Genomic DNA, 25,748 nt, shown 5'->3' with positions numbered 1-25,748 from the left:
CGTTCATGCAAGACAAACGCAACACGGTGCTGACCGAACGCATCGCCGCGCGCTGGGTGCGCTTGCATACCGCGCTCGTGCTGTTCTTCCTGATCGCGCCGATCCTCGCGATCATCCCGCTCTCGTTCAACTCGGGCTCGTATTTCTCGTACCCGTTGCAGGGCTTTTCGTTGCGCTGGTATCAACAGGCGCTTACGAGCGCGGACTGGCAGCGCGCGCTGCTCAACAGCATCGGCATCGGTGCGGCCTCGACATTGATCGCAACCTGTCTCGGCACGCTTGCCGCGCTCGGTCTTTCGCGCGCGCAGTTTCCGCTACGCTCGGTCATCATGCCGATCATCATTTCGCCGATGATCGTGCCGATCGTCGTCGTCGCGGCGGGCTTCTATCTCATCTTTGCGCCGCTCGGTCTCGTCAACTCGTATCCCGGCGTGGTGCTTGCCCATGCGGCTCTCGGCACGCCGTTCGTGGTCATCACGGTGACGGCGTCGCTGCTATCGTTCGATCAGAGCTTGTTGCGGGCGGCGTCGGGGCTAGGTGCAAAGCCGTGGACCGCGTTCAGGCGCGTGACCTTGCCGCTTATCACGCCTGCAGTGGCCACGGGCAGCGTGTTCGCGTTCGCTACTTCGTTCGATGAAGTCATCGTGATCCTGTTCATCGGCGGTCCGGAGCAGAAGACCGTGCCCCGGCAGATGTGGAGTGGCATCCGCGATTCCATCGATCCGTCGATTCTCGCCGTCGCAACGATGCTGATCGTGTTCGCCGTGCTGCTGTTCGCAAGCATCAACTGGCTGCGCGCCCGTGCGGCGACGGCGAGCGAGGCGCTGGCTTAGTCAGCGCCCGAACTCATCGCCCGAGTTCTTCGCCGAGCATCTTCTCCGCATAGTCGACGAAACGACGCGCCGGCGTGGTAAGCCGATTGCGCCTGAGCCACGCCGCGACGAGCGCGGAACGCGATACGTCCTCGGCAATCTCCGCCGCGACCACTTCATTGCCGTCATAAGTCAGCGACGAAGGCGGGCGCGTAACAAGAAGCGAATAGCCAAAGCCCTGCCCCACCATGCCGCGCACGAGTTCGAGCGACGGCGAACTGAAGGTGACGCGCGGCGTCACTCCGAACGGCTCGAACAGATCGACGAAGTAATTCCGGCTCGGCGCGACATCGAGCAGAATCAGCGGCTCTTCATATAGATCGAAAAGACTGACCATCGCCTGCCCTGCGAGACGATGCGACGCCGGCAGCAACACGTAGGGGCTTTGCGGACGCGTCAGCCGATGCGTATCGATGGCCGCATCGAGCCCGAGTTCATACACCATGACGAGATCGAAGCGGCCGCTGAATAGCCCTTGCAGCAATTCGTCCTGATCGCCATCGCGCACGCGAATCTCGATGCCGGGATACACCGTGTTGAAGCCGCGAATCAGCGACGGAAGATAGAGCGGCGCGAAGGTCTCGAAGCAACCGATATCCACGCTGCCCGACGATACATCTCCTTCCGCGAGTGCGTTTTGCTCGAACTCTCTCGCGCTGCGCAAGAGTTCGCGTGCCTGTTCGTAGAACCGCGCGCCCGCTGGCGTCAGCGATACACCCTGTGCATGACTGCGGATGAAAAGCTGCGTGCCAAAGCCTTCTTCCAGCCCCTTGATGGCGGCGGATATCGACGGCTGCGCGATAAAAAGCTGCCGCGATGCCTCCGCGACACTTCCATGATCGACAGTCGCAACGAAGTATTTGAGCTGACGCAGCGTGAAGGAAGTGGCCATGCGCGCGCTGTATCGAAAGGACCGGGAAGTCGATGGTAGCAGGACAGAATCACTCCGTGCCGCCCGGTCTTTCGATCAGCCGATGAAGGGAAACTCCTTCTCCGGCAGCGGATCGCCGTGCCGGAGCTGCCCCGCGAGATGCCGATAGGGCGGTGACGTCTCGCCGCCGCGATCGACATACATTGCTTCATCGCCGAGCCATCGGAACGACACCACGCGGCGCGAGTTGCCCGCTTGCCGGTTGCCGGGCGCGCCGTGCACCGTCAAGTAGTTGAACGCGATCGCATCGCCCGGCTGCAAGTCCCAGCCGAGAATGTCGTATTCCTCGCGATGCGCTTCGATATCCGGCATGTCTTCGAGACCGTCGACGCTTCGATCGTAACTTACGCCGGTGAACTTTCGTGGCCTGAAGAGCTTGCCCCAGCGATGCGAACCCGCGACGAATTCGACGCATGTATCGCGCGGAACGGTATCGAGCGGTACCCACATGCTGACGCTTTGCCGCGCGCTCACGCAGTAGTAGGGCTCGTCGTGATGCCAGGGCGTCGGCTTGTCCGCGCCGGGCTCCTTCACGAGCACATGTTCGTGAAAGATGCGCGCACGGTCGGACTGCATCAGTTCGCGTGCGATACGCGCAGCCGGACTCTCTTCGACGAAGCGTCGAAACGGTGGGATGCGCTCCCAGTTGCAATAGTCGCCAAAGAAGCGTCCTGTCGCTTTCCCAGCCGTATAGTCGCGAAAATCCGGACCCGGCTCGGCAATGTTCATCGCGACGCCCTCACGCAGCGTCGGAATCCATTCCGTGAATACGCCGCGTAGCACCGTAACGCCATCGCGTGCGAACGCTTCTTTCTCTTCTTCGAACATGTGATTCTCCAGGTGAGAAGATCGCTGATGTTCGATAAGGGTGTCACGACATATTGCCCGGGGAAATAATGAAAAACCTATAACCCCGAAAGGAAAATGCTGGAGCGCGACCAGCGAGCATCCTCACCGGCCGCGCCTATGGAAAGACTCAGTGACTCGCGCCTTCCACCGCGCCGATGCCCGTTTCCGAACGAACGGTCTGCGCATCGAAGCCGGCCTGATCGATCCGCGCACGCGCGGACTTGTCCGTCACCGAGAAGAGCCAGATGCCGGCGAAGCCGATCGCCATCGAAAACAGCGCGGGCGATGCATACGGAAACGGCGCATTGGCGAAGTGGAAGACATCCACCCACACGGCCTTCGAGAGCACGGTCAGCGCCACTGCGGAGAGCAGCCCGAGGAAGCCGCCGACCGCCGCGCCGCGAGTCGTGCATCCTCGCCACAACACGGACATGAACAGCACCGGGAAGTTGGCCGAAGCCGCGACCGCGAACGCAAGCGACACCATGAATGCAATGTTCTGCTTCTCGAACACGATGCCGAGCACCACCGCCACGAAGCCGAGCACGACCGTCGTCACACGCGATACATGCAGTTCGCTCTTGCTCGACGCGTTGCCGTGCTTGAACACGGTCGCATAAAGATCATGCGATACCGCCGACGCCCCCGCGAGCGTCAGGCCCGCAACCACCGCGAGGATCGTCGCGAACGCAACCGCCGATATGAAGCCGAGGAACACGTTGCCGCCCACCGCGCTCGCAAGATGCACCGCCGCCATGTTGGTCCCGCCGAGCAGCTTGCCGCCCGCATCCTTGAACGCAGGATTGGTGGACACCAGCACGATTGCGCCAAAGCCGATGATGAACGTGAGAATGTAGAAGTAACCGATCCACGTCGTCGCCCAGAACACCGACTTGCGCGCTTCCTTCGCATTCGGCACCGTGAAGAAGCGCATCAGGATGTGCGGCAGGCCAGCGGTGCCGAACATCAGCGCAATGCCGAATGAAATAGCCGAGATCGGGTCCTTGATGAAATTGCCCGGCCCCATGATCGAGGCCTTCTTTTCATGCACATCGACGGCTTTCGCAAAGAGCGCCTCGGGGCTGAAGTTGAATTGCCAGAGCACCATGAACGCCATGAACGATGCACCCGCGAGCAACAGACACGCCTTGATGATCTGCACCCAGGTGGTCGCGGTCATGCCGCCGAACAGCACGTACACCATCATCAGCGCGCCGACGATCACCACCGCGATCCAGTATTCGAGGCCGAACAGGAGCTTGATGAGCTGTCCCGCGCCGACCATCTGCGCGATCAGATAGAACGCCACCACGACAAGGGTTCCCGATGCCGCGAACGCACGAATGGGCCCCTGCTGGAAGCGATACGCGGCAACATCGGCGAAGGTGAAGCGTCCGAGATTGCGCAGCCGCTCGGCCATCAGGAACGTGATGATCGGCCAGCCGACGAGAAAGCCGATCGAATAGATGAGACCGTCGTAGCCATTCGTATAGACCGCCGCCGAGATGCCGAGAAACGATGCCGCCGACATGAAATCGCCGGCGATCGCAAGGCCGTTCTGAAAGCCGGTGATGCCGCCGCCCGCTGTATAGAAGTCGGCAGCGGAGCCGGTTCTTTTCGCGGCCCACTTGGTGATGAAGAGCGTCGCCACGACGAACGCGATGAACATGCTGATCGCCGTCCAGTTCGTGGCCTGTTTGACCGCCTGCCCGAGATCGCCGCCCGCTGCGAATGCAGTGCTGGAAGCGGTTGCAGTGGCGATGAGCGCGCTTGCAGTAAAGATGCGTCGAGCGTTCATTCGACCTCCCGCTTGATCTTCTCGGTGAGTTCGTCGTATGTGCTGTTGGCGTGACGAACGTAGAGTCCGGTAATGGCGACGGTGAAGACGATCACGAACAGGCCGATCGGCATGCCCCACGTCATCACGCCCGCGCCGATCTTCGATGCGAGCAGATCCTTGTCGAATGCAATCAGCAACACATAGCCGTAATAGACGATTAGCACGAGCGCCGTGAGCGTCCAGCCGAGCGTCGAGCGTTTGCGGACGAGTTCGCGATAGGCCGCGCTCGATTTGATGGTCTGTGCGACCTGTACATCCATGATGTGTCTCCTGCCAAGGTGATGTTTGCGCGCGCGATGCATGATCTCTGAATCTTCTTTTTGCGCTGACGCACTAAGGTACGTGCGCCGGCTTACCCGTTTCTTACGCGAAGGGACGGTAAGCGGCGGGGTTTACGCGGGGGTATCGGCGGCAAACTGCGTGAAGCGCGGCATGAAACGTGATGATTGCGCGTGATTCACGTATCGTTGTAACGGCTCCGCAGAACTTCCTCACGACGACACGCGCCGCACGGACGAGCCGATCGACCGTTCGGCATCGCCGAAGTCAACGTGCGCCAAGCTGTCTCGCTCACTCGAAATCAGGGAGAAGACCATGTGCAATCAAGCCAGCCATGAACGAGCCCATCCGATCTACTGCATCCTGCCGCCGCATATGCTCAAGGAGATCGCTAAAAAGGGCACGCCGCAGCAGCGCTCGCTCGCCATCGAAGCCCTGAGCGCCGACCACACGTTCCGGCAGATCCGCTCCGTTCAGGCGGCGATGATCGCGCCCAGACGCGGCGTGCACCCGAAGCCGGCTGCCGCGCCGTCGGCTCACCGCAGCATCTACACGGCGAACAATACGGAGACCTTGCCGGGCACGCTCGTGCGATCCGAAGGCGCTCCCAAGTCCGACGATGTCACCGTCGACGAAGCCTATGACGGCCTCGGTGCGACCTTCGATTTCTATCTGAAGGTATTCCAGCGCAACTCCATCGACGATGCAGGCATGCCGCTGGTCGGCACCGTGCATTACGGCGTCGAATACGACAACGCGTTCTGGAATTCGCAGCAGATGGTGTTCGGCGATGGCGACGGCTCGCTGTTCAATCGCTTCACGATTGCGCTCGATGTCATCGGCCATGAACTCACGCATGGCGTCACCGAGCACGCAGCCGCCCTCGCCTATTCGGGTCAGTCCGGCGCGCTGAACGAATCCGTGTCCGACGTATTCGGTGCGCTCATCAAGCAATACGCGCTGCAGCAAACGGCGAGCGAGGCGGACTGGCTGATCGGTGCGGGCCTGTTGACGAGCAGCGTGAACGGCGTCGCACTGCGTTCGATGAAAGAGCCCGGCACCGCTTACGACGATCCCGTGCTCGGCAAGGACCCGCAACCCGCCGACATGGCGCACTATGTCCAGACGGCGCAGGACAATCACGGCGTCCACATCAATTCGGGCATTCCGAACCGCGCGTTCTGTCTGGCCGCGCTCGACCTTGGCGGCTACGCCTGGGAGAAGGCCGGGCGCATCTGGTATGAGACGCTCAACGATACGCACCTGAAGCCGAACGTCAACTTCAAGACCTTCGCGAAGCTCACGGTATCGAACGCTGACCGCATCTTCGGCGCGGGCAGCGCAGAGTCGAAGGCCGTCAGCAAGGCGTGGGATACGGTCGGCGTATTGTGATCCGCGAGCATCACTTCGCATGGCATGCAGAAGGAGTCGTCTGTGCGCGCTGAACTGATCATCGACGGGGGCGTCGGCTTTTTTCCCGGCCTTGCACGGCCCATTGTCATCGACGAATGCGATCTGTCGCCCGCTGACCGCGAAGAGTTGTCACGCCTCGTATCGGCCGCACGCGAGCAACGGGCTGCCGCGCCACGGGCCGAAGCAAAGCCGGTGCCGGACGGGCGAACGTATCGCATCGTCATCGTTTCGGGCGATGGGGACATCGAACTGCGATGCGCCGATCCTGCCGTGCCGCCCGCTTGCTCCGCGCTGATGGTGTTCATCAGGCAGCATGGGCGCCGGTGATTGCTCGCGAATGCTGTCGGATCTACCTGTCGCATTGTAAAGCGGCGGGGGTCTGTCCTTGTCAGAGCCAGAGTGCAGACGCAACGGCGTGCGAACGTCTGCTGGCACTCAATTTGCTCTGAACATTCGGCGCGGCGTCGCGAGCCGCGCGGATAACGCCTGTCCAACTTCAGCGAGCACGCCGCGATGGCCCACGATATGAGACGACACGACATTCCAATCGAACCCGCCGCATCTCGCGCAGCAAACGCGCGCCGCTCCCGCGATCACGCTGCCTGATGCTCACGCTGTCACGCAGCATTGGAGGCACCCTCGCGTCGATATTCGCCGCAGCACTCGCGATCACGCTGCTTCCCGCACGCGCCGACGAACCCGCGCGCGAGCCATCCATCGCGCTCTACTACGGCGCGCCGGTGCCGGTCGGCCAGTTGTCGGCGTTCGATGCCGTCGTCGTCGAACCGGACAGCGGCTTCTCGCCGTCCGCGCACGCCGCCCGATCGGCGCAGTCGAAGTGGTTCGCTTATGTGAGCGTCGGCGAAATTACGCCCGCGCGTGCATATTACAAGGACATGCCGCCCGCGTGGCTCAAGGGCAGCAATGCGGCGTGGGCGTCGCGCATCGTCGACCAATCCGCGCCCGGATGGCCGCAGTTCTTCGTCGAACGTGTCATCGCGCCGCTGTGGGAGCGCGGTTATCGCGGCTTCTTTCTGGATACACTGGACTCCTATCAATCCATCGCCCGCTCCGACGACGAACGCGCGCAACAACAAGCCGGCGTCGTCGCGGTCATCCGCGCGATCAAGGCGCGCTATCCGGACGCGCGGCTCATCTTCAATCGCGGATTCGAACTGATGCCGCAGGTTCACGACCTCGCGTATGCGGTCGCGTTCGAGTCGCTGTATCGCGGATGGGATCAGGCGGCGAAGCGGTATGTCGCGGTGCCGCAAGCCGACCGCGAGTGGCTTCTCGGCCAGACGCGCACGCTGCGCGAACGTTACGGACTGCCCGTGCTGTCGATTGATTACTGCCCGCCGGCGGATCGCGAATGCGCGCGCGATGCTGTCGACAAGATCGCCGCGCAGGGCCTCATTCCCTACGTGACGGACGGTGCGTTGCAAACCGTCGGGACCGGCCCCGCCCGCGCCGCGATGCTACCGGCTGCGAGTGCATCGCGCACGATTCTCGTCGTTCAGGACGTGGCGCCCGGCGCGGATCTCAACGTGACGCCGGGCGTGCGCTATGTGTCGATGCCGCTCAACTGGCTCGGCTATCGCGTGGAATTCGCGGACATTGCGAAGCCTTTGCCCGAAGGCGATTTGTCGAAGCGATATGCGGGCGTCGTCGTGTGGCTCGACTATCCGGTGCCTGACCCGTCGGCGTTTCGCGACTGGCTCGAAGCGCAGGTCGACAATCACACGCCCGTCGCGATGCTGACGACGTTCGGTGTCGACATGAGCGGCGACCTGGCGCGCAAGCTAGACCTCGAACCCGTTGCAGGCCGCGCTGGCAAACGATTGCGGGTCGAATCGATGGATGCCTCGATGATGGGCTTCGAGATGCAGCCACAACCCGATCCGCACGATACGGCGAACGTCCGCGTCGGCGCGCGCAGCCGCTCGCTGTTGCGGCTTGCATCGGCGGATGCGGGCAACGCTTTCACTATCGACGCTGCCGCGATCACCCCGTGGGGCGGCTACGCGATGCGCCCCTTCGCCGTCTTCGACATGCCGATGGCCAATCAGGCGCGTTGGGTTCTGCAGCCGATCCGCTTCTTTCGCGCGGCGCTGCGCCTTCCCGAAGACATGCCCGCGCCCGATCCGACCACGGAGAACGGCCGGCGCTTGCTGATGACGCACATCGACGGCGATGGCCTCGCCTCGCGCGCGGAGTTCGACGTGAACGGCGGGACGATGAAGGTATCGACGAACGCATCGCCGCAGTATTCCGACGACGCGCTCTACAACGTGATCCGACAGTTCGGTCTGCCAACTACTGTGTCCGTCATCGAGGGCGAGATTTCGGACAACGGCCCCTACCCTAAAGATGCGCCACGCCTGCGCGCCATCGCGCGCGAGCTGTTTGCGCTGCCGAACGTCGAGATGGCGAGCCACACCTACACGCATCCGTTGCAGTGGATGCGCGTGACGGGCCTCGGCAAATCCAGCGGCGACGACACCGCCGAGGGCGCGAGCCGCGCGAACTACAACGGACTGTCGATCGACATTCCCGGCTATCGCTACGACACCGATCGCGAAATCGAAGGCTCCATTCGCTACATTGATAAGCTCGCGCCCGCCGGCAAGCGCGTGAAGATGCTGCTGTGGAGCGGCGACTGTCAGGTTCCGGCGAGCGTCATCCAGGCGGCGGACAAGGCGGGCGTCTACAACATGAACGGCGGCGACACGCTCATCACGAAGCGCTATCCGAGCTGGGCTGCGATTGCGCCGCTCGGCGTGAACAAGGATGGCTTCTTTCAGGTGTTCGCGCCGAACCAGAACGAAGAGCCGTACACGGACCTGTGGCATGGACCGTACTACGGCTATCAGCGCGTGCTCGAAACCTTCGACATGACGGAGACGCCGATTCGCTTCAAGCCGGTCGATGTCTATTACCACATGTTTTCCGGCACCAAGTATGCATCGGTGAAGACCTTGTCGGAGGTGTATCGCGCATTGTCGGCGCAACCGCTGATGCCCGTCTACGCGTCCGAATATGCGCGCAAAGTGCAGGACTTCGAGCGCATGGACGTGTCGCGCGACGGCGACTTCTGGCGCATTCACGGCAGTGGCGATCTGCGCACCGTGCGCCTGCCGGAAGGCCGCGTGCCGGACCTTGCGAGCGCGGAAGGCGTCCTCGGATATAACGCGGGGCCGGGCGGCGTTTATGTCAGCCTGAGCGGGGCCGATGCGCGCTTTCGCATCGTCGATGCAGCGCATGCGGCAAAGCTGCCGTATCTCGCGGAAGCCAACGGCGTCGTCGATCGCTTCACGCGCACCGCGCAGGGCTTTTCGTTCGAACTCGCGTCGCATGTCGCGCCGCACTTTGCCATCGGCGGCGAGGCGCGTGCGAATGCATGCGTTGTCAGGGCAAATGGCCGTGCGCTTGCTCCCGCCATCGCGCAGGGACGTCGCGTGTATTCGCCGCCCGCATCGAAGCGCATTGAATCGGATGCCGTTCATGTCGATGTCGTCTGCGCAAGCTGATCGCCAGCGGCTTTTCTCGCCCTTCGTCATCGCGGCTTTCGGGCTGCTGGTCGCGCTCATGCTCGTGCTTGCGTTTCCGCGCGAACGCTTGCAAGAGCGGCTGCTGCAAGGCCGCGAAGCCGATACGCTGACCATTGCCTATCTCGAAGCGTGGCTGCGCATCGAACCCGACAACACCGACGTGCTGAATGAATTGACGCGCGAGTATCTGAAGGCACAGCGCGTTGCAGATGCAAAACGGATGCTCACGCGGCTGTCCGTTTCGAGCGATCCACAGGCGCAGTCGCGGGCGCTGAAAGTGCGTATCGAGCTTGCCGAGACAGAGGCGTATGCCCTTGCGCCGGGCGATCCTGCACGCACCGCGCGGCTTGCCCAGTTCGATGCGCTGCTCAAAGAGGCCATCGACAAGCCGTGGGATGCGGCCGAACTCGAAGCCCTTGCGGCGAAGGCGCGTGCATTGAACGACGGCGCGCTCGCCGGTCGGTACTATGAGCGGCTCGCGCGACTGAAGCCCGATGAAGCCTCGCGTTGGCTCGCGCAAAGCGCCCAGTTGAAGCTCGCTGCGGGCGATCACGCTGCCGCTGCCGATGCATTCTTCGCAGCGCAGACGCATGCCGCGACACCCGACGACGAGCGTCGTCTGTTCCTCTCGGGCGTGCAGGCGTTGCAGGCCGGGAACCGTCTCGCCGATGCGCTCGCTGCCGCCGATGCGCACATCGGCTCGCTCGGGGGCGATCGTGAAACGCTGCGCTATTTGACACGGCTTGCGCTGGCCGCCGGGCGACCGGACATCGCGGGCCGCTATGCGAAGCGCCTGCTCGATATGTCGGCGCGCAAGAACGCGGCGCGATTGGCGACGTTCGCTAGCGCACGAACGCCACGCGCGGCGATCTGCGCCCGCGCGTGCATGCGCGGCTCGCCGGGGCGTTTCATCAGGCGCATAGCGGATGTACAAGCGACGCGCAAACTCCCCGATGCCGCCGACTACGAACTTGGCTTCAAAGTCTTTCTGGCGAATGGTGATCTCGCAGCCGCACAACGCGTTGCACAAACGGCGGTCGATCGCGATCCCGCATCCGTCGAATGGCGCGAACGTCTGGCGCAGGTCGCCGAATGGAACCATGCGCCGGACGTCGCGCTCGCCAACTATCTCGTGCTCGCCCGCACGCATGGCGATGACAAATACTGGAAGCAAGTGGAGCGCTTCGCCCCTGCCCTCGGCGACATCGACGCAATGCTCGCCGCGGCCATCCACGAATCGGACCGTGCGCCCGGCGACATGAAGCAGCTCGATCGCGTCGTGAGCGCCTATGAAGCGCAGGCCGATCCCGATGCCGCGCTTCGCTTTCTGCAAGCGCGTGCAAAGGGTGCTTATCGCCGGCAAGTGCTTGAGCGTTATGCGAGCCTCGCCGAACGCAAAGGCGATGACGATCTCGCCATCGAAACATACGAACACCTGATGACCGAGTTCGGCCCCGATCCTGCCTACGCGCTCAAGCTGAGTCTCATGTACTACACGCGCGCTCGTTTCGATCGTTCGCTCGCCGTGCTGGATGCCGCTAAGAGCCACGCCAGCGCGGAGAACGGCGACTTCTGGCGCTTCTACACGATGATGGCGACGCTGCGCCAGCAAGACCAGAAGGCGCGCGAAGGCTACGACAGACTTGTCGAAGGCGGCCAGGCATCTCCCGACGATCTCACCGCGATGGTCTCGCTCTACGATGACGAGCCGCTTGAAGCGGGACGCATTGCCGAGTTCGCGTATCGCCGCACGGGCCGCGAGCCTCTGCTCGAACTGGCCATCTACGACTACCTGCGCGCCCGTGCGACTGCCCGCATCGGCGCATTGCTGGCCTCGCTCGATCCCGCCGCTCGTGAGCAAGCCGAGCGCTCGCCGCGCTTCTTGCTGGCGCGTGCGCAGTATCTCCGGCGCGCGGGCGACCCCGACGGCGCACTCGCCGACACCCGCGCGGCGCTCGTCATTGCACCCGCCGATCAGGAAGCCCGCGCCGCGCTGCTCTGGGCTTTGAACGAGCGCGGCAGCGATGCCGAACTGCGCGCCGCCCTCGCCCGCTACGCACGCTCCAGCGAACGCGACAGCGCGCTTTGGGCGCCGTATGCAGCCGCGTATTTGCGGCTCGGCAATGCGCGTGGCGCGCTGCACATGATGCACAAACAGGCCGCGTCGCGCCGCGACGATCCGTTGTGGGCGCTTGGCTATGCGGATGCGCTGGAACTCAACGGGCGCATCGACGATGCATGGCGCGTGCGCAACGCAGTGTGGCGCAAGCAGATGGCGCTGCGTGCATCGGGCAAACAACCGCTTGCCCTCGACGATGAACAGCGCGACGACCTGCGCGGCCGCATGGTGGGCCTCACCGACCAGTTCGCGGGCGGCGACGCATCGCGGCAAGTCTTGATCGAGCTGCTGCGGGAAGACGACCAATCCATCGGTACCCCGAATCAAATCATCGCGAGCGACGACGCAATGCAAAGCGCCGCGCATCGCGAAGAGAACGAGCAGCGCCTCTATTCCGCCGTCGCCCGCGAAGCCGCGCTCGGCTGGCTGCAATCACACGAGGCCTACGACGCCGAAAGCCTGTGGCTCTTGCGCCAGTACATCGACAGCGCGACGCGCCCGGTCTACGCCGAAGTGACGATCGCGCTCGCCGAACACGATCGCGCGACGCTGAATCGCCTGCTCGATACCGAAGCTGACTGGATACCGCGTCAAAACCGGCTCGACGCCGAAGCCACGACTGGCCGCTTTGGCGACGTGCAAACGCACGCGTTCGAACAGCAGTTCACGCTGCCAGACGATGAAATCGTCAATCAGATATTGCGCGAGCAATTGCTGCGCAACGCGCAGGCCATCGCGCCGCACTTCAGGATCGTCGATCAGGGCGGACTGTCGTACACGGAAACCGGCATCGGCGCAGGCCTGCGGCTGTCGCCGACGCAATCGCTCGCGCTTTATTACGCGGAACGCAACCAGCACGGCGATAACACACTCGTCAACGTGCCGCGTCATGACCGCCAGCTGTTGCTCGCGTGGCGACATCTCGGCCTCGACGACAGCGAGCGCGTGAGCATCGGCCGTCGCAATGCACTCGATGACTTCACGACGGTTCGTATCGACGGAACGCTTTTCGAACAACAAACGCTCAGCTTCAACTACGCGCTCGGCTTCAATCAGGCGGCGACGGAAACGAGCCAGTTGATCGTCGGCGGAATGAAGGATCTCGCGAGCGTGGGCTTCAATTATCGGCCGGACCCGCATGTGTTCGTCGGCGGGCGCGTGGAATACGACCGCTTTCATGGACAAGACCGGTCGTTTCTCGGCACGGGGGCGGTGGTGGATTTCAACGCGGGCTACAAGCTGCGAGCGGACTATCCCGACTACACGATCCGCGCGGTCTTCACGCATGGACAGTACAGCGCGTCGGGCACTCCCGGCAGCCAGCTCGCGCGGCTGTTGCCCGCCGGCACGCCACTGACCGCGACCCAGTTCATGCCGCAGTCGTTCACGCAGGAAGGCGTGCTGTTTTCTTTCGGCGACGATCTGCCCGAAGGCTATACGCGCGGCTGGCGGCCATTCTTTGCTGCCGGGCCGATCCACGATTCCAACCAGGGCTGGACCGCGCAAGTGCGCGTGGGACTCGCGGGCAGCGTGCTCGGCAACGACCAGGCGCTCGTCTACTACGAGCATGCCGGCGCAACGGCCGGACGCACGCAGGCGTTCACGGAATACGGCGTGCGTTACCGCTGGCTGTACTAGCGACGCTCGCTCGACATATACATCGAACAACGAAGCAAGCGGAGAGGACATATGAGACTGCCACGACGACTGGAAGCCGCGTTATTGACCACATACGCGGTGCTTGCGCTCAACGCATGCGCAGTGATGGATCACAGCGACACCGCCGCCGCCGCGCTCGACAGGAACGCAAGCTGGACCGTGCTGCCGATCGCCAATCGCACGGAAACGCCGCAAGCGGGCTTGCGCGCGTCGGCGATTGCGCAAAGCCTGCTGACATCGAATGGAATACAGCTCACGCGATACCCCGACACCGGCGACGAAGAAACGCTCTTCGATACCGCCAAACCCGACGCTAACGCGAAGGCGCTCGCCTGGGCGCGATCGCAGAACGTGCGTTACGCGCTGACCGGCACGGTCACGGAGTGGCGCTACAAAGTCGGCGTCGATGGCGAGCCGGCCGTGGGCCTCACCTTCGATGTCGTCGATGTCGCGAGCGGCAAGGTCGTCTGGAGCGCGGCGGGCAGCCGCACCGGATGGAGCCGCGATGCTCTTTCGGGCGTCGCACAAAAGCTCGAGAAGTCGCTTCTCGGCGCGTTGACAAAGTAAGCCGCCATGCCCGCAATCGAAGGTAGCGGCAAGAGCCAGGACGACGCCAATCCGCGACGCCAGCGCGTCGCGCAAAGCGGACAGTCCGTCGCCCGCGACATGCCGTGGGCGCGCGTGTTCGCGCCATCGGGCATCTCGCGCAGGCGGGCCGCGTTCATCGCGATGGAAGTCGTCGTCGCGACCATCGCGCTGCTCGTAGTCTGCTGGTTCGTCGATCCCGCCGACCCGCTGCTCTCGCGCACCGGCTTCGGCTGGGTCTGGCTCGTGCCTGTGGTCTTCGCGCTGCGCTACGGGACGCTCGCGGGCACGGGCAGCGCACTGTTGCTTTTGCTCGCATGGCAAGCGCCGCAGTGGGCCACCGGCACCCACGCGCACGCCGCATTTCCCGGCGGCTTCTTCTTCGGCGGATTCGTGCTCACGCTGTTATGCGGGCAATTCGGCGATATCTGGATCGGACGTCAGCGGCAGGCGCGCATTGCCAACGACTATCTCGCCGAACGGCTGTCGATACTCACGAAAAATCAGTTTCTGTTGCGCCTGTCGCATGAGCGGCTCGAACAGGATGTGCTTGCGCGCCCCGCGACCTTACGCGATTCTCTCGCGCGTCTGCGTTCGCTCGCGCTCAACGACGAGGACGATGGCCCGCTGCAAGGCGCCGCGCGCTTTCTGAAGACGGCTGCGCAGGCGTGTCAGCTCGAAACGGCGAGCCTCTTTGCATGGACCGGAAGCACGGTTGCGACGACGCCGGTTGCCAGCGTCGGCGATCCCTTCGAACTCGACATGGGCGATCCGCTCGTCAGCGAGGCGCTGGACAAGCTCGTGCTGACGCATCCCGAATCGAATGCGACCGATGCAGGCACGCGCTATCGCGCGGTCGCGCCCTTGCTCGACGCCGCCGGGCGGCACGTGGCGCTGCTCGTCGTGGAACGCATGCCCTTTCTCGCGATGACCCGCGACAATCTCCAGTTCCTGCTCGTGCTATGCGGCTATTACGCCGACAGCGTGCGCCATGCGGATGTGAGCCGCTCGATCCTGCAAGCGTTCCCACGGTGTCCTTATGATTTCGCACTCGACTATGCCCGCCTCGTGCATCTGCTGCGCGATACGGCTGTGGAGTCGTCGCTCGTCGCGCTGGTCTTCGATACGACCGAGTTCGGCGCATCGCTGCATGAACACGTGCTGCGTCTGCGACGCTCGCTCGATGCGCAGTGGCCGATCATCACGCCGGCGCGGCGCGTCGTGCTCACACTGATGCCGCTTTCGGGCGAAAGCGCGGTGGCGGGCTATCTGCTGCGCATTGAAGAGAATCTGCGCGCGCAGTTTGGCGCCGACTTCGAATCGGCTCACGTCGCGACCCACGCAATGCGCCTTTCCGCCGATTCGCCCGTGGAAGGCCTGCATCACTTTCTGAGGCTGTGTCATGTCGAAGACTGAGCGCGCGATGCATCGCACGATTCTGGCGCTCGCGTGGCTGTCAGCGATCTGTGGCGTCGTCGTGCAGGCCTACGCTTTCGTGCTCGCTGCGCAAGGCGGCCCGCCAACGCGGGTGCTGCTTATATGCCTCGCGCTGCAATGCGTCGCTGCTGCGCTGATCTCGTTTGCGTGCTGGCGGACCCTGCCGCAGCGATATCGCTCGAAAGGGGCATGGTGCTATCTGTGGCTGCTGAATTTCGCGGTACCGGCGGGCGGCGCGCTGGTTTCCGTGGGCGCAATGATCGTGGCGCTTGCGTTGCCGCGTCGCGTGCAGGCTCGCCATATTGCTTACGTCGAAGAACCGGAGTTCGCGACGCATTTGATTCCGCATGTTTCATATGGACGCGGCGCGCGCCTGAAGGCCGAGTTACAGAACGCCGAAGCGGTGACATCGCTGCGCATGACTGCCTTGCTCGCGATGCAGTCGATGCCCGCGCATACCATCAGTCCGCTATTGCGCGGCATGCTCGCCGATCCGCTCGACGATATCCGCCTGCTCGCCTACGGGATGCTCGACAGTCAGGAGAAGCAGCTTACGCAGCGCATCCTCGCGCAACGGCCGAAGCTCGCGATGCAGCTTGAGCCGCGCGAGCGTTACGAAGTCAACAAGACGCTCGCCGAACTCTATGGCGAGCTGATCTACGCGCATCTCGTTCAGGGCGACGTCTATCGGAACGCAGCCGATCAGGCCGATGCCTACGCCGCCGCTGCACTCGATATCGAGCCCTCCGACGCCGCGTTGTGGCGCATGCGCGGACGGCTCGCGCTGGACCGCGGCGATCTCGACGCCGCCGACAGCTTGCTTGAACGCGCGATCGAACACGGCTTCGCACGGGATCGCATGCTGCCCTATCTCGCGGAAGCCGCTTATTTGCGCGGCGATTTCGCGCGGGTTAAAACGCTGCTCGGACAAATGAGCCCGTCCGCGATCCTGCCCGTCATGAAGCCCGTGCTCGACTATTGGCGCGGCTCGCTCGCCACTCTTCGCAAAGGCTCGACATGAACACCGTTGCCCTTCCCGATGCAGCGTCCGTGCAGACCTGGCCTGCGCTCAGCACTGCGTTACCCAAAGCCACGCGCGCGGATGTCGTGTTGCTCCTCGAAGGGACGTTCCCGTATGTAAGCGGTGGGGTATCGAGCTGGGTCAATCAGATGATCCGCGCGTTTCCCGATCTCACCTTTGCGCTCTGCTTTCTCGGCAGCCGTCCACAGGATTATCCGAAGGCATCGTATGCATTGCCGCCCAACGTCGTGCATCAGGAAAATCACTTCCTGTACGACTTTGAAGCCGCGCCCGAAGCCGAGAAACGCCGTGGGGATCGCGCGGCCTTTGCGCAATCGGCAGAACTGCACGAAGCCATGCGCAATCCGGCGATGCGTGCCGCCGCCGGTTCGATGCTGCGCGATATGCTCAAGGACCTCGCCCCCGATGGCCGCCTGTCGGAGAGCGAATTTCTCTATTCGCACGAGGCCTGGAAGACCATTACGGAGCAGTATCGGGAGCGCTGCACGGATCCTTCCTTCGTCGATTACTTCTGGACCGTACGCGTGATGCACAAGCCCTTGTGGCTGCTCGCACGCATTGCCAATGGCTTGCCTGATGCCGGTGTCTATCACACGGTGTCGACGGGATACGCGGGGTTTCTCGGCGCGCTCGCGCACTTCCGGACCGGCCGGCCTCTGCTCGTTTCGGAACACGGCATCTATACGAAGGAACGCAAGATCGACCTGTTCCAGAGCCAGTGGATACGCGACAACCGCAGCATTTTCGAGCGCGACGTTTCGCAGGTCGGTTATTTCCGCGATCTATGGGTGCGCTTCTTCGAGACGCTCGGGCGCGTGTGTTACGACGCCGCGGCCGATATCATCGCGCTCTACGAAGGCAACCGTCAGCGACAGGTCGCCGATGGGGCGCCGTCGCAAAAGACCGCGAGCATACCGAATGGCGTCGACTTGCCGAGGCTTTCGGCGCTGCGTGACAAGCGTGCGCCCGGCGTGCCGAAGACGCTGTGCCTGATTGGCCGCGTCGTCCCGATCAAGGACATCAAGACCTTCATTCGCGCGATGCTGACGGTCGTGCGCAAGGAGCCCGATGCGGAGGCATGGATCGCCGGACCAGAGGACGAGGACGCCGAATACGCACGGGAATGCCGCAGTCTCGTGGAAAGTCTCGGTCTCGAAGGAAAGGTCAAGTTTCTCGGCTTTCAGAGGATCGACGAGTTGCTTCCGAAATGCGGCGTTCTCGTCCTTAGTTCGATATCCGAAGCATTGCCACTCGTGGTACTGGAGGGTTTTGCAGCGGGCGTGCCTTCCGTGACGACCGATGTCGGCTCGTGCCGTCAGTTGATCTACGGCTTGCCCGGCGACGACGGGGCGCTGGGTGCGGCAGGCCGCGTCGTGCAGATTGCCGACCCGCGCGCACTCGCCGATGCCGCGCTCGAACTGCTGAAAGAAGACAACTGGCGCGCGGCGCAGGCGGCGGGCATCGCGCGCGTCGAACGCTTCTATACGCAGGAACGCATGGTCGGCGCATATCGCAAGCTATATGAGCGGCTTATCGGCGACGCATAACGACTACACGGGAATCGTCATGGCGGGAATCGGCTTCGAATTGCGCAAGATGCTCCGGCGCGACACGCTCGTCGGACTGATGCAGGCGTATGCGTATGCGGGACTCATCAGCGCGGGTCCGTGGATTCTGTCGATCATCGGCATGCTGCTGATCGGCATTCTGAGCCTGCCGTTCGTGCTGCCGTCCGGGCTCATCACGCAGTTTCAGGTATCGGTGACGTATCTGATCTCGCTGTCCCTCGTGCTGACCGGACCGCTGCAACTCGGCTTCACGCGTTTCACGTCCGACCGCCTGTTCGAGAAACGCGGCGACATGGTGCTTCCGAACTATCACGGCGCGGCGCTGGTTGCGACCCTCGCCGCGATCCTGCTCGGCGGACTCGCGGTGGTGTTTCTTTTTCCCGGGCAGACGGCGGCGTATCGGCTATTGATGCTCGCGGGCTTCGTCGTCATGAGCAACATCTGGCTCGCGACGATCTTCTTGTCGGGCATGAAGCAATACACGTCGATACTGTGGGTGTTTTTTATCGGCTACACGCTGACGGCGGGTGCGGCCATCACGCTCAATATCTTCGGATTAACGGGACTGCTCGGCGGGTTCGTGTTCGGGCAGACCGTGCTTCTTGCGGGCCTGCTGACGCTGATCTATCGCGACTACACGAGCGATCGCTTCATCTCGTTCGAATTCTTTTCGAAACGCTACCGTTACCCGACTCTGATGGCGACGGGCTTTATCTACAACCTCGCGATCTGGGTCGACAAGTTCATGTTCTGGTACGCGCCGGGGACCGGGCAGGATGTGATCGGACCGTTGCGCGCGTCGATCATCTACGACATTCCGGTCTTTCTGGCCTATCTTGCGATCATTCCGGGCATGGCGGTCTTCCTGATGCGTATCGAGACCGACTTCGTCGAGTACTACGACGCCTTCTATGGCGCGGTGCGGGAAGGCGCTTCCCTGCAGCATATCGAACGCATGCGCAACGCAATGGTCGAGGCGCTGCGCAACGGACTCTATGAGATCGTGAAAGTGCAGGCGACCGCTGCGTTGTTGCTCTTCGCGATCAGCGCGGCGCTGCTCGGATGGCTGCGCATTTCGGCGCTCTATTCGCCGCTGCTGTATATCGACGTGATCGCCGCGAGTTTGCAAGTGCTGTTCATGGGCGTGATCAACGTGTTCTTCTATCTCGACAAACGGCGTGTGGTGCTCGCGCTCGTCGGCTTGTTCGTCATATCGAATGTCGCTCTGACGGGGGTGACGCTCGCGGCCAACCCCGCTTGGTATGGCTATGGCTTCGCGGCGTCGCTGCTGCTGGTGCTGCTCGTCAGTCTCGTGTGGCTCGATCGCAAGCTGGAGATGCTCGAGTACGAGACGTTCATGATTCAGTAGATGAAGCCTTACACCGGCGCACAGATGCCTTTGTGACGGAGTGATGCTTCATGCAAGCCTGTCTGTTCGTTACCGAACATTCCATTCGTTCGCGATTCTAATTACCGGATTGAATGTTCCCGCACGTGATCCATACTTCTTTTGCCCACTGTGGAGGGCGAATCCGTTGCAGGGTCTTTGCGGCAGTGCGGCGGAAGCCAGTCGCTCGCTTTATCTGGGCTTTCCACGTTCACGAGGTTCCGTATGGACTCCAATTCGATCAAGCGGCGCACGTTCGTCAAGGGAACGGCGTCGGCGCTCGCGCTCTTATCCCTGCCCAAACTGAGCGTGGCGGTGACGCCCCCGGTTATCAGGCTCGAATGGCAAGCATTCAAATCACAGTATCTCGAAGCGTTCTACATAGCCGTTCGACAGATGAAAAGCAACACCGACGCAAGCAAGCCGGCATCATGGCAATACTGGGTGAATGTCCATCGCAACTATTGTCCGCATAGCGAGCCGTATTTTCTGGCGTGGCATCGCGGCTATATGTATTGCATCGAGCAGCAGTTGAAAGCCATCAATCCATCCCTCACTCTGCCGTATTGGGATTACTACACTTATCCCGTCATTCCTTCTGAATTCACCGATTCGGCGAGCGGCAATCCGCTGTACGTCTCGCGCGTGAATACCAACGTCTATCAGGCGCTCGATCTGAGTCCGTTCGCCTCGACCGTGGTCAATATGCAGCGGGGCACGAGAAACGCATTCGAAACGAAGTTCGAGAATGCACCGCACAATCCGGTGCACGACATCATCGGCGGCTACATGGGCAACATTCTGACGGCGCCCATCGATCCAATCTTCTATCTGCATCACTGCAACATTGACCGCCTGTGGAGCGCATGGGAATCGCGCGCGACGAGCAAAGTGCCCGCTGCCAGCAACAGCTACTGGAGCGGCAGTTTTACGTATGCAAACGGCCTTACCATGGCGAAATCGAAGACGCGGACGGTGGCCGGCCTGGGTTATACCTATGCCAACAACACCATGCCGGTCGTGTTGCCGCCGCAAGCGCAGCGTGGAGGGATCGTGCGAGTACAGGCGCAGGTATCGGCGATTCACGCACGGCCGCAAGCCGGCAGGTTCACGGCAAGCCCGGGCCGCAGCATCTCGGCGACGCGACGATCGTTAGGCGGCGTCAGAGGCGTCGGACTGGGCAATGCCTCGCTGAGCGCGGCCATTCCGCTCGCAGCCACAAGCGCGACCGCGCTGAAGGACGTGCTTGCGTCGTCACCCGCGGCGAGTCTCGACGAATCATCGCAAGCGCCGCAGGCAGTGGCCCCCGGCAAGGCATCGTTCCGTCATGTGAAGCTCGTGCTCGACGGCCTCGCGATAACAACTGAGGGTCAAAACGGCGGATTCTTCTACAACGTCTATTTGAATCTGCCCGCCGCCGGCGACATCGATGCGGTGAAGAGCGACCATTTTGTCGGCACGGTCGGCGCGTTCGAAATATCGACGGCCACGCATCACGGGATGAAGATGCTTTCCTACGATGTGACGGATCAACTGGCGCGGCTCGGCATCGGCAATGCGAACGAGATGGTCGTGTCGTTCGTGCGCGTGAGCGGGCTGAACGCGCCGAAGGGCAACGTCGTTTCCGTCGACGAATTGCGCGTCGAACTAAGCACCGATGCGCCTTGAATTTTGAGTGCAATCTCTTACGACGCGGCGCTCGGCCGGGCCGCGTCGCCGCTCGCCCGCCCGTAGTCTACCCACGAATCAATCGCCGAAATGGCCCGCTCGCGCGTCTCGATCGCGCAGGGCATCGATCAGGTCCGCCAGTTGCACCGCACGCGGCGTTTGCATGATGCATGCAAAATGCACATCTACCGATACGCTGCCGCTAACGGCAAAGGAGAAACCCGATGAAGGCATTCGCTATCCGCGCGCCTGGCGGACTGGACAAGCTCGAAATCCGCGACATTCCGGATCCCGGACAACCAGGACCGGGACAGATTCGCATTGCGCTGCACGCCACGTCGCTCAATTTTCATGACCTGCTCGTCGTGAACGGCACGAGTCCGACCGCCGATGGCCGCGTGCCGATGTCAGACGGTGCGGGTGTCGTCGAAGCGGTCGGCGATTGCGTCACCGAGTTCGCAGTCGGCGATCACGTCGTGTCCTGCTTCTTTCCGCAATGGAGCGACGGCCTGCCGCAATCCGAAGTCGGCAATTTCGCGGGCACGCCGGGCGATGGCATCGACGGCATGGCGGCGATGCATGTCGTGCGCGCAGCCACCGCCTTTACGCACGCGCCGCGCGGCTGGAGCCATGCCGAAGCAGCCACGATCACCACAGCCGGCCTCACCGCGTGGCGTGCGCTCGTCGTGGATGGCGGGCTCAAGGCGGGCGATACAGTGCTCGTGCTCGGCACCGGAGGGGTATCGATTGCGGCGCTGCAAATCGGGAAGACGATGGGGGCGCAAGTCATCGTTACGTCTTCGTCGGACGAGAAGCTCGCGCGCGCGAAGGCGCTCGGAGCTGATCATGCCCTCAACTACCGCACGCACGAGAAATGGGGCGCTCTGGTGCGCGAGATCACCGATGGGCGCGGCGTCGATCATGTGATCGAGGTCGGCGGCCCCGGCACGCTCGCCCAGTCGATCGAAGCAGTGCGCGTCGGCGGACATATCGCGCTGATCGGCGTGCTGACAGGGCGCGAAGGCATGGTGCCGACGTCGTTATTGATGGCGCGTCAGGCGAAGCAGCAAGGGCTGATCGTCGGCAGCCGGCGCCATCAACAGGAATATGTGCGCGCGCTGGAGCTGAACGGCGTACGTCCCGTCATCGATCGAACCTTTGCTTTCGACGCCCTGCCCGATGCGTTCCGGCATCAGGAGAGCGGCGCGCACTTCGGGAAGATTTGCGTCGAGTGGTAACGCTCAGCAGTGGCGTCGGGCGGCATGCGCATTGCAGACATCGTGCGTCGACATAACAGGAGTCAACCATGATGATCCAACGCACGCGTATGTTTGCATTGATGCTGTCGGTTGCCGGCGCCTCTGCAATCGCAGCGCCCTCTTACGCCACCGAAGCCGCCGCGCCGGGCAATCAGCAGCGCAACGAAGGAGTGGGCGTGCGCGGCGGGCAATCGGCCCATAGCGCTCAGAGCGGTCAAGGCGCGAGTCCGCAGGGCGGCCAGGGCGCAGCAACGCAGATGGGCACGCCGCCGGGTCAACTAAAGCGTGAGGAAGAAGCGCGTCAGCGCGGACAGGCATCGGGCGCAGCAGGGAAATAGCGAAGCGTTCGCTCGCAGCCGGCCTCGCGGCATTGCCTTCAACGTCGCGAGCCAGTATTTCACATCCATTACATTTCACCCGCCGCTCTTCTATGATGAGGAAGCGCGCCCGTCGCAACGACGATTGAATCAACGGCTTCACATCGCATCACGCGCGCTGTTTCATCCATCAGCGGAGGATGGCCTCGATGAGCATGCGTTCGACTGAAAGCGATGACGCCAGCGCGCGTGATCACCCGCGCTATGCGCAGATGTTTCCGGTGCTCTCTGCAGCCGACGTCGAACGCCTGCGCCGTTTCGGCGCCATCGTGCATTACGGCCATGGCGCGTTCCTGTATCGCGCAGGCGGCCTCTGCCCCGGCGTGTTCGTGCTGTTGTCGGGCAAGGTGCGAATCGTCGCGCGCGAAGGGCTGCTGCGTGAACGCATGATCCACACTTACACGCAACCCGGCGAGTTCACGTCGGACGTTGCACAGCTTTCGAACAAGCCCGCCGTGGTCGATGCACATGTCATCGAGGACGTCGACGCGATTCTGCTGCGCCCCGACGCGCTCAGAGCCGTGATGGTGGCCGAAGCCGATCTCGGCGAACGCATCATGCGTGCACTGATCCTGCGGCGCGTGCTCGTCTTCGAGCGAGGCCACGGCGTCGTACTGGTGGGCGCATCGGGCAATGCGCGGCTGCGGGCTTTGCAAAACTTTCTCAACCGGAATGTCTTTCCGAGCGTCACGCTGGATGCCGACAAAAACGCCGAAGCGCTCGCGCTACTCGAACGTCTCACGCCGCAGCCCGACGATTTTCCGCTCGTCGTATGCCCGAGCGGGACGGTATTACGCAATCCGGATGAAGGGCAACTGGCGTCGTGCCTCGGCCTAGTGCCTGAATTCGATCCGGCCCACGTCTACGATGCGTTGATCGTCGGCGCGGGACCAGCGGGGCTCGCCGCAGCCGTCTATGCGGCCTCCGAAGGATTGTCGGTCGCGGGCATCGACTGCCGCGCGCCCGGCGGACAGGCGGGCAGCAGTTCGCGCATCGAAAACTATCTCGGCTTTCCGACCGGCATCACGGGACTCGCGCTCGCAGGACGCGCGTTCGTGCAGGCGCAGAAATTCGGCGCGCATATCGGCATTCCGTGCGAAGCCAAAGCGCTGCATTGCGGTGCCGACGCGCTCGCCGTCGAACTCTGCGATGGCCGGCGTATCGCCGCGCGCACGGTCGTCGTTGCGAGCGGTGCGGATTATCGTCGTCCGGACGTCGACGGTCTCGCGCATTTCGAAGGCAGCGGCGTTTATTACTGGGCCACGCCGATCGAAGCGAGGCTGTGTCGCAAGGAGCCCGTTGCGCTCGTCGGCGGCGGCAATTCAGCAGGGCAGGCCGTCGTCTTTCTCGCTTCGCACGCCGAGCATGTGCATCTGTTCTTTCGCGGTCCGAGCTTGAAGCAGAGCATGTCGCACTATCTCATCGAGCGGATCGCGGGCTTGCATAACGTGACGTTGCATGCGGGCACGGCGCTGACTTCGCTGGAGGGCAATGCGCGTCTCGAATGCGTGCGTTATCGCAATCGCGACGGCATCGAATGCGCACTCGATACGCATCATCTTTTTGTCTTCATCGGCGCGCAGCCGCGAGCGGGCTGGCTGAAGGAATGCGGCGTGGCGCTCGACGCGAAAGGCTTTGTGCTGACGGGCGCAGACGTTCCCGGCTGTAATCCCCGCGCGATGTCGCTTCAAACGAGCATGCCGGGCGTCTATGCAATCGGCGACGTGCGCTCGGGTTCAATCAAGCGCGTGGCGTCGGCGGTTGGCGAAGGCGCGGCGGTCGTCGCGCAGATTCATGCTTATCTGGCGGTGAATGCCTGAGTGCGTTTCATGGGGCGAACTCATAGGCACGTCACGTGCTGTGGCTCGGAGCATGAAAATCGTATGCATCGCCTGGGGCTCCATGCTATGGAATCTGAAAGGCTTTCCAATCGAAGGGGAATGGCGCGAGGGCGGTCCTTCGATACCGCTTGAATTCGCGCGGCATTCCGATGGCGAGATTGCGAGTCTCGTCGTCCTTGCGTCCGGTCCCGTATCGACGACTTATTGGGCTCCCGTTGCGGTGGACTCACTCGATGCCGCTCGCGAAGCGTTGCGTAAGCGCGAAGACGTACGCATCAACGAAAGAGAATGGATCGGTAGCGTGCCGCGACCGGCGGGCGTCGACTATCCGCAATCTCACGCATTCGCTGAGTGGCTCGCGCGTAATGGCGCGGACGCTGTCGTCTGGACCGCGCTCCCTCCAAAGTCGCACGATCGCAATGGCCGCATGCCAAGCGTCGACGAAGCAATCACCTACCTGAACTCACTCAACGATGAGGATCGCGGCCGTGCTGAAGCCTATATCCGGCAGTCTCCACCGCTCATTCGTACTCCCTTTCGCGAGCGCTTCGAAAGCGTATTCGGATGGACGCCGGTGAATTCAGGCGATCAGTTCTAGCGTGAGTTTCCGCTTGCGTCGGCTGTAGCGCACGTATCGACGCCTTCGAGTCCGCGCGCGCGTTTCGCTGCTTCCAGACGCGCCTGTGCCGCCTGCAAGTTACGCGGGTAGTAGAAGTCCTCCTGCCACGGTTGGTACCCCACGCTTTCCAGCTCGCGCAACTCACACAACTGATGCGCGCGGGTGGGCGACACCTGTGACGATGATTGGCCAGTCGACTGGCAAGCGGCCAAATTCAATGCGACGACGAGTGCAAGCGCGACCTCAGCGCGCGACAGGCGACGGCCAACGCTATCAGGCATGGGGAATGCTCCTTTTCTCTCGACTTAATGTCCGCGATAAGTACCCGTTCTCAACGTACGCGGTCCGAGTCAGTAAACAGGGCTATAAATTACGTTGCGGTCGAGGTAACGATCATGGTCATCAACTGCGCCCATTGCGGCAAGCTTTATTTCGTGGATAGCGAGGACAGA

Annotated in this window: 20 protein-coding genes; 15 read left to right on the top strand and 5 right to left on the bottom strand. The window is 62.8% G+C overall.

The genetic code is table 11. The features are described 5' to 3' along the window. Positions 1 to 5 precede the first annotated feature (5 nt). Positions 6 to 833 carry an ABC transporter permease gene (locus LDZ21_RS22110; RefSeq protein ID WP_035960245.1) on the top strand — a complete coding sequence of 276 codons (828 nt, stop codon included), beginning with the start codon at positions 6 to 8 and terminating at the stop codon, positions 831 to 833. 13 nt (positions 834 to 846) lie between these two features. On the opposite strand, the gene LDZ21_RS22105 is transcribed toward LDZ21_RS22110, so the two are convergent. From LDZ21_RS22105 to LDZ21_RS22090, 4 genes are all read right to left on the bottom strand, one after another. Next, the gene (locus LDZ21_RS22105; protein WP_244796091.1) at positions 847 to 1,764 is read right to left on the bottom strand and encodes a LysR family transcriptional regulator; all 918 of its coding nucleotides are present in this window, start codon (positions 1,762 to 1,764) and stop codon (positions 847 to 849) included. 75 nt (positions 1,765 to 1,839) lie between these two features. After that, complete coding sequence (locus LDZ21_RS22100; protein ID WP_244796090.1) at positions 1,840 to 2,631, bottom strand: phytanoyl-CoA dioxygenase family protein; 792 nt, start codon at positions 2,629 to 2,631, stop codon at positions 1,840 to 1,842. A 148-nt stretch (positions 2,632 to 2,779) separates the two neighbouring features. After that, on the bottom strand, positions 2,780 to 4,450 hold the full coding sequence (locus LDZ21_RS22095) for a cation acetate symporter (RefSeq protein ID WP_244796089.1): 1,671 nt from the start codon (positions 4,448 to 4,450) through the stop codon (positions 2,780 to 2,782). After that, the gene (locus LDZ21_RS22090) at positions 4,447 to 4,752 is read right to left on the bottom strand and encodes a DUF485 domain-containing protein (RefSeq protein ID WP_244796088.1); all 306 of its coding nucleotides are present in this window, start codon (positions 4,750 to 4,752) and stop codon (positions 4,447 to 4,449) included. The genes LDZ21_RS22095 and LDZ21_RS22090 overlap by 4 nt, the downstream gene beginning before the upstream one ends. 334 nt (positions 4,753 to 5,086) lie before the next feature. On the opposite strand from LDZ21_RS22090, the gene LDZ21_RS22085 reads away from it, so the two are divergent. The 14 genes from LDZ21_RS22085 (at position 5,087) to LDZ21_RS22020 (ending at position 25,275) form a co-directional block, all read left to right on the top strand. After that, entirely contained in the window at positions 5,087 to 6,163 is a 1,077-nt protein-coding gene (locus LDZ21_RS22085; protein ID WP_244796087.1) for a M4 family metallopeptidase, read from the top strand. A gap of 42 nt (positions 6,164 to 6,205) precedes the next feature. Next, positions 6,206 to 6,511 carry a protealysin inhibitor emfourin gene (locus LDZ21_RS22080; RefSeq protein ID WP_244796086.1) on the top strand — a complete coding sequence of 102 codons (306 nt, stop codon included), beginning with the start codon at positions 6,206 to 6,208 and terminating at the stop codon, positions 6,509 to 6,511. A 278-nt stretch (positions 6,512 to 6,789) separates the two neighbouring features. Then, positions 6,790 to 9,714 carry a bifunctional glycoside hydrolase/polysaccharide deacetylase family protein gene (locus LDZ21_RS22075; RefSeq protein ID WP_244796084.1) on the top strand — a complete coding sequence of 975 codons (2,925 nt, stop codon included), beginning with the start codon at positions 6,790 to 6,792 and terminating at the stop codon, positions 9,712 to 9,714. After that, a complete protein-coding gene (locus tag LDZ21_RS22070) occupies positions 9,689 to 13,492 on the top strand; it encodes a tetratricopeptide repeat protein (RefSeq protein WP_244796083.1) in 3,804 nt (1,267 codons plus the stop codon). Before LDZ21_RS22075 ends, LDZ21_RS22070 begins: the two co-directional genes overlap by 26 nt. 51 nt (positions 13,493 to 13,543) lie before the next feature. Continuing rightward, a complete protein-coding gene (locus tag LDZ21_RS22065; protein ID WP_244796081.1) occupies positions 13,544 to 14,080 on the top strand; it encodes a penicillin-binding protein activator LpoB in 537 nt (178 codons plus the stop codon). A gap of 6 nt (positions 14,081 to 14,086) precedes the next feature. Beyond that, positions 14,087 to 15,514: a PelD GGDEF domain-containing protein gene (locus LDZ21_RS22060; RefSeq protein WP_244796080.1), complete on the top strand. Its 1,428-nt coding sequence runs from the start codon at positions 14,087 to 14,089 to the stop codon at positions 15,512 to 15,514. A gap of 7 nt (positions 15,515 to 15,521) precedes the next feature. Next, positions 15,522 to 16,556 (top strand): tetratricopeptide repeat protein, encoded by a 1,035-nt coding sequence (locus LDZ21_RS22055; RefSeq protein WP_404980723.1) that lies wholly within the window; start codon positions 15,522 to 15,524, stop codon positions 16,554 to 16,556. Next, positions 16,553 to 18,124, top strand: coding sequence for a GT4 family glycosyltransferase PelF (pelF, locus tag LDZ21_RS22050; protein ID WP_244796076.1), 1,572 nt, complete (start codon positions 16,553 to 16,555; stop codon positions 18,122 to 18,124). Before LDZ21_RS22055 ends, pelF begins: the two co-directional genes overlap by 4 nt. A 19-nt stretch (positions 18,125 to 18,143) precedes the next feature. Beyond that, positions 18,144 to 19,514 (top strand): exopolysaccharide Pel transporter PelG, encoded by a 1,371-nt coding sequence (gene pelG / locus LDZ21_RS22045; protein WP_244796718.1) that lies wholly within the window; start codon positions 18,144 to 18,146, stop codon positions 19,512 to 19,514. 243 nt (positions 19,515 to 19,757) lie between these two features. After that, a complete protein-coding gene (locus LDZ21_RS22040; protein ID WP_244796075.1) occupies positions 19,758 to 21,200 on the top strand; it encodes a tyrosinase family protein in 1,443 nt (480 codons plus the stop codon). 224 nt (positions 21,201 to 21,424) lie between these two features. After that, entirely contained in the window at positions 21,425 to 22,438 is a 1,014-nt protein-coding gene (locus LDZ21_RS22035; RefSeq protein WP_244796073.1) for a zinc-dependent alcohol dehydrogenase family protein, read from the top strand. Between the two features lie 68 nt (positions 22,439 to 22,506). Beyond that, positions 22,507 to 22,797 carry a hypothetical protein gene (locus tag LDZ21_RS22030; protein ID WP_244796071.1) on the top strand — a complete coding sequence of 97 codons (291 nt, stop codon included), beginning with the start codon at positions 22,507 to 22,509 and terminating at the stop codon, positions 22,795 to 22,797. A gap of 188 nt (positions 22,798 to 22,985) precedes the next feature. Beyond that, the gene (locus LDZ21_RS22025) at positions 22,986 to 24,656 is read left to right on the top strand and encodes an FAD-dependent oxidoreductase (protein WP_244796069.1); all 1,671 of its coding nucleotides are present in this window, start codon (positions 22,986 to 22,988) and stop codon (positions 24,654 to 24,656) included. 52 nt (positions 24,657 to 24,708) lie between these two features. Next, positions 24,709 to 25,275, top strand: a complete 567-nt coding sequence (locus tag LDZ21_RS22020; RefSeq protein WP_244796067.1) for a hypothetical protein — start codon at positions 24,709 to 24,711, stop codon at positions 25,273 to 25,275. Here LDZ21_RS22020 and LDZ21_RS22015 read toward each other — a convergent pair. After that, positions 25,272 to 25,577, bottom strand: coding sequence for a DUF4148 domain-containing protein (locus tag LDZ21_RS22015; RefSeq protein WP_244796066.1), 306 nt, complete (start codon positions 25,575 to 25,577; stop codon positions 25,272 to 25,274). The two genes, LDZ21_RS22020 and LDZ21_RS22015, sit on opposite strands and share 4 nt — an antisense overlap. Positions 25,578 to 25,748 lie beyond the last annotated feature (171 nt).

This window comes from Caballeronia grimmiae, from assembly GCF_022879615.1.
Classification (GTDB): domain Bacteria; phylum Pseudomonadota; class Gammaproteobacteria; order Burkholderiales; family Burkholderiaceae; genus Caballeronia; species Caballeronia grimmiae.
The sequence above is the reverse complement of the archived record's forward strand: the minus strand, read 5'-3'. Positions and strand labels throughout refer to the sequence as shown.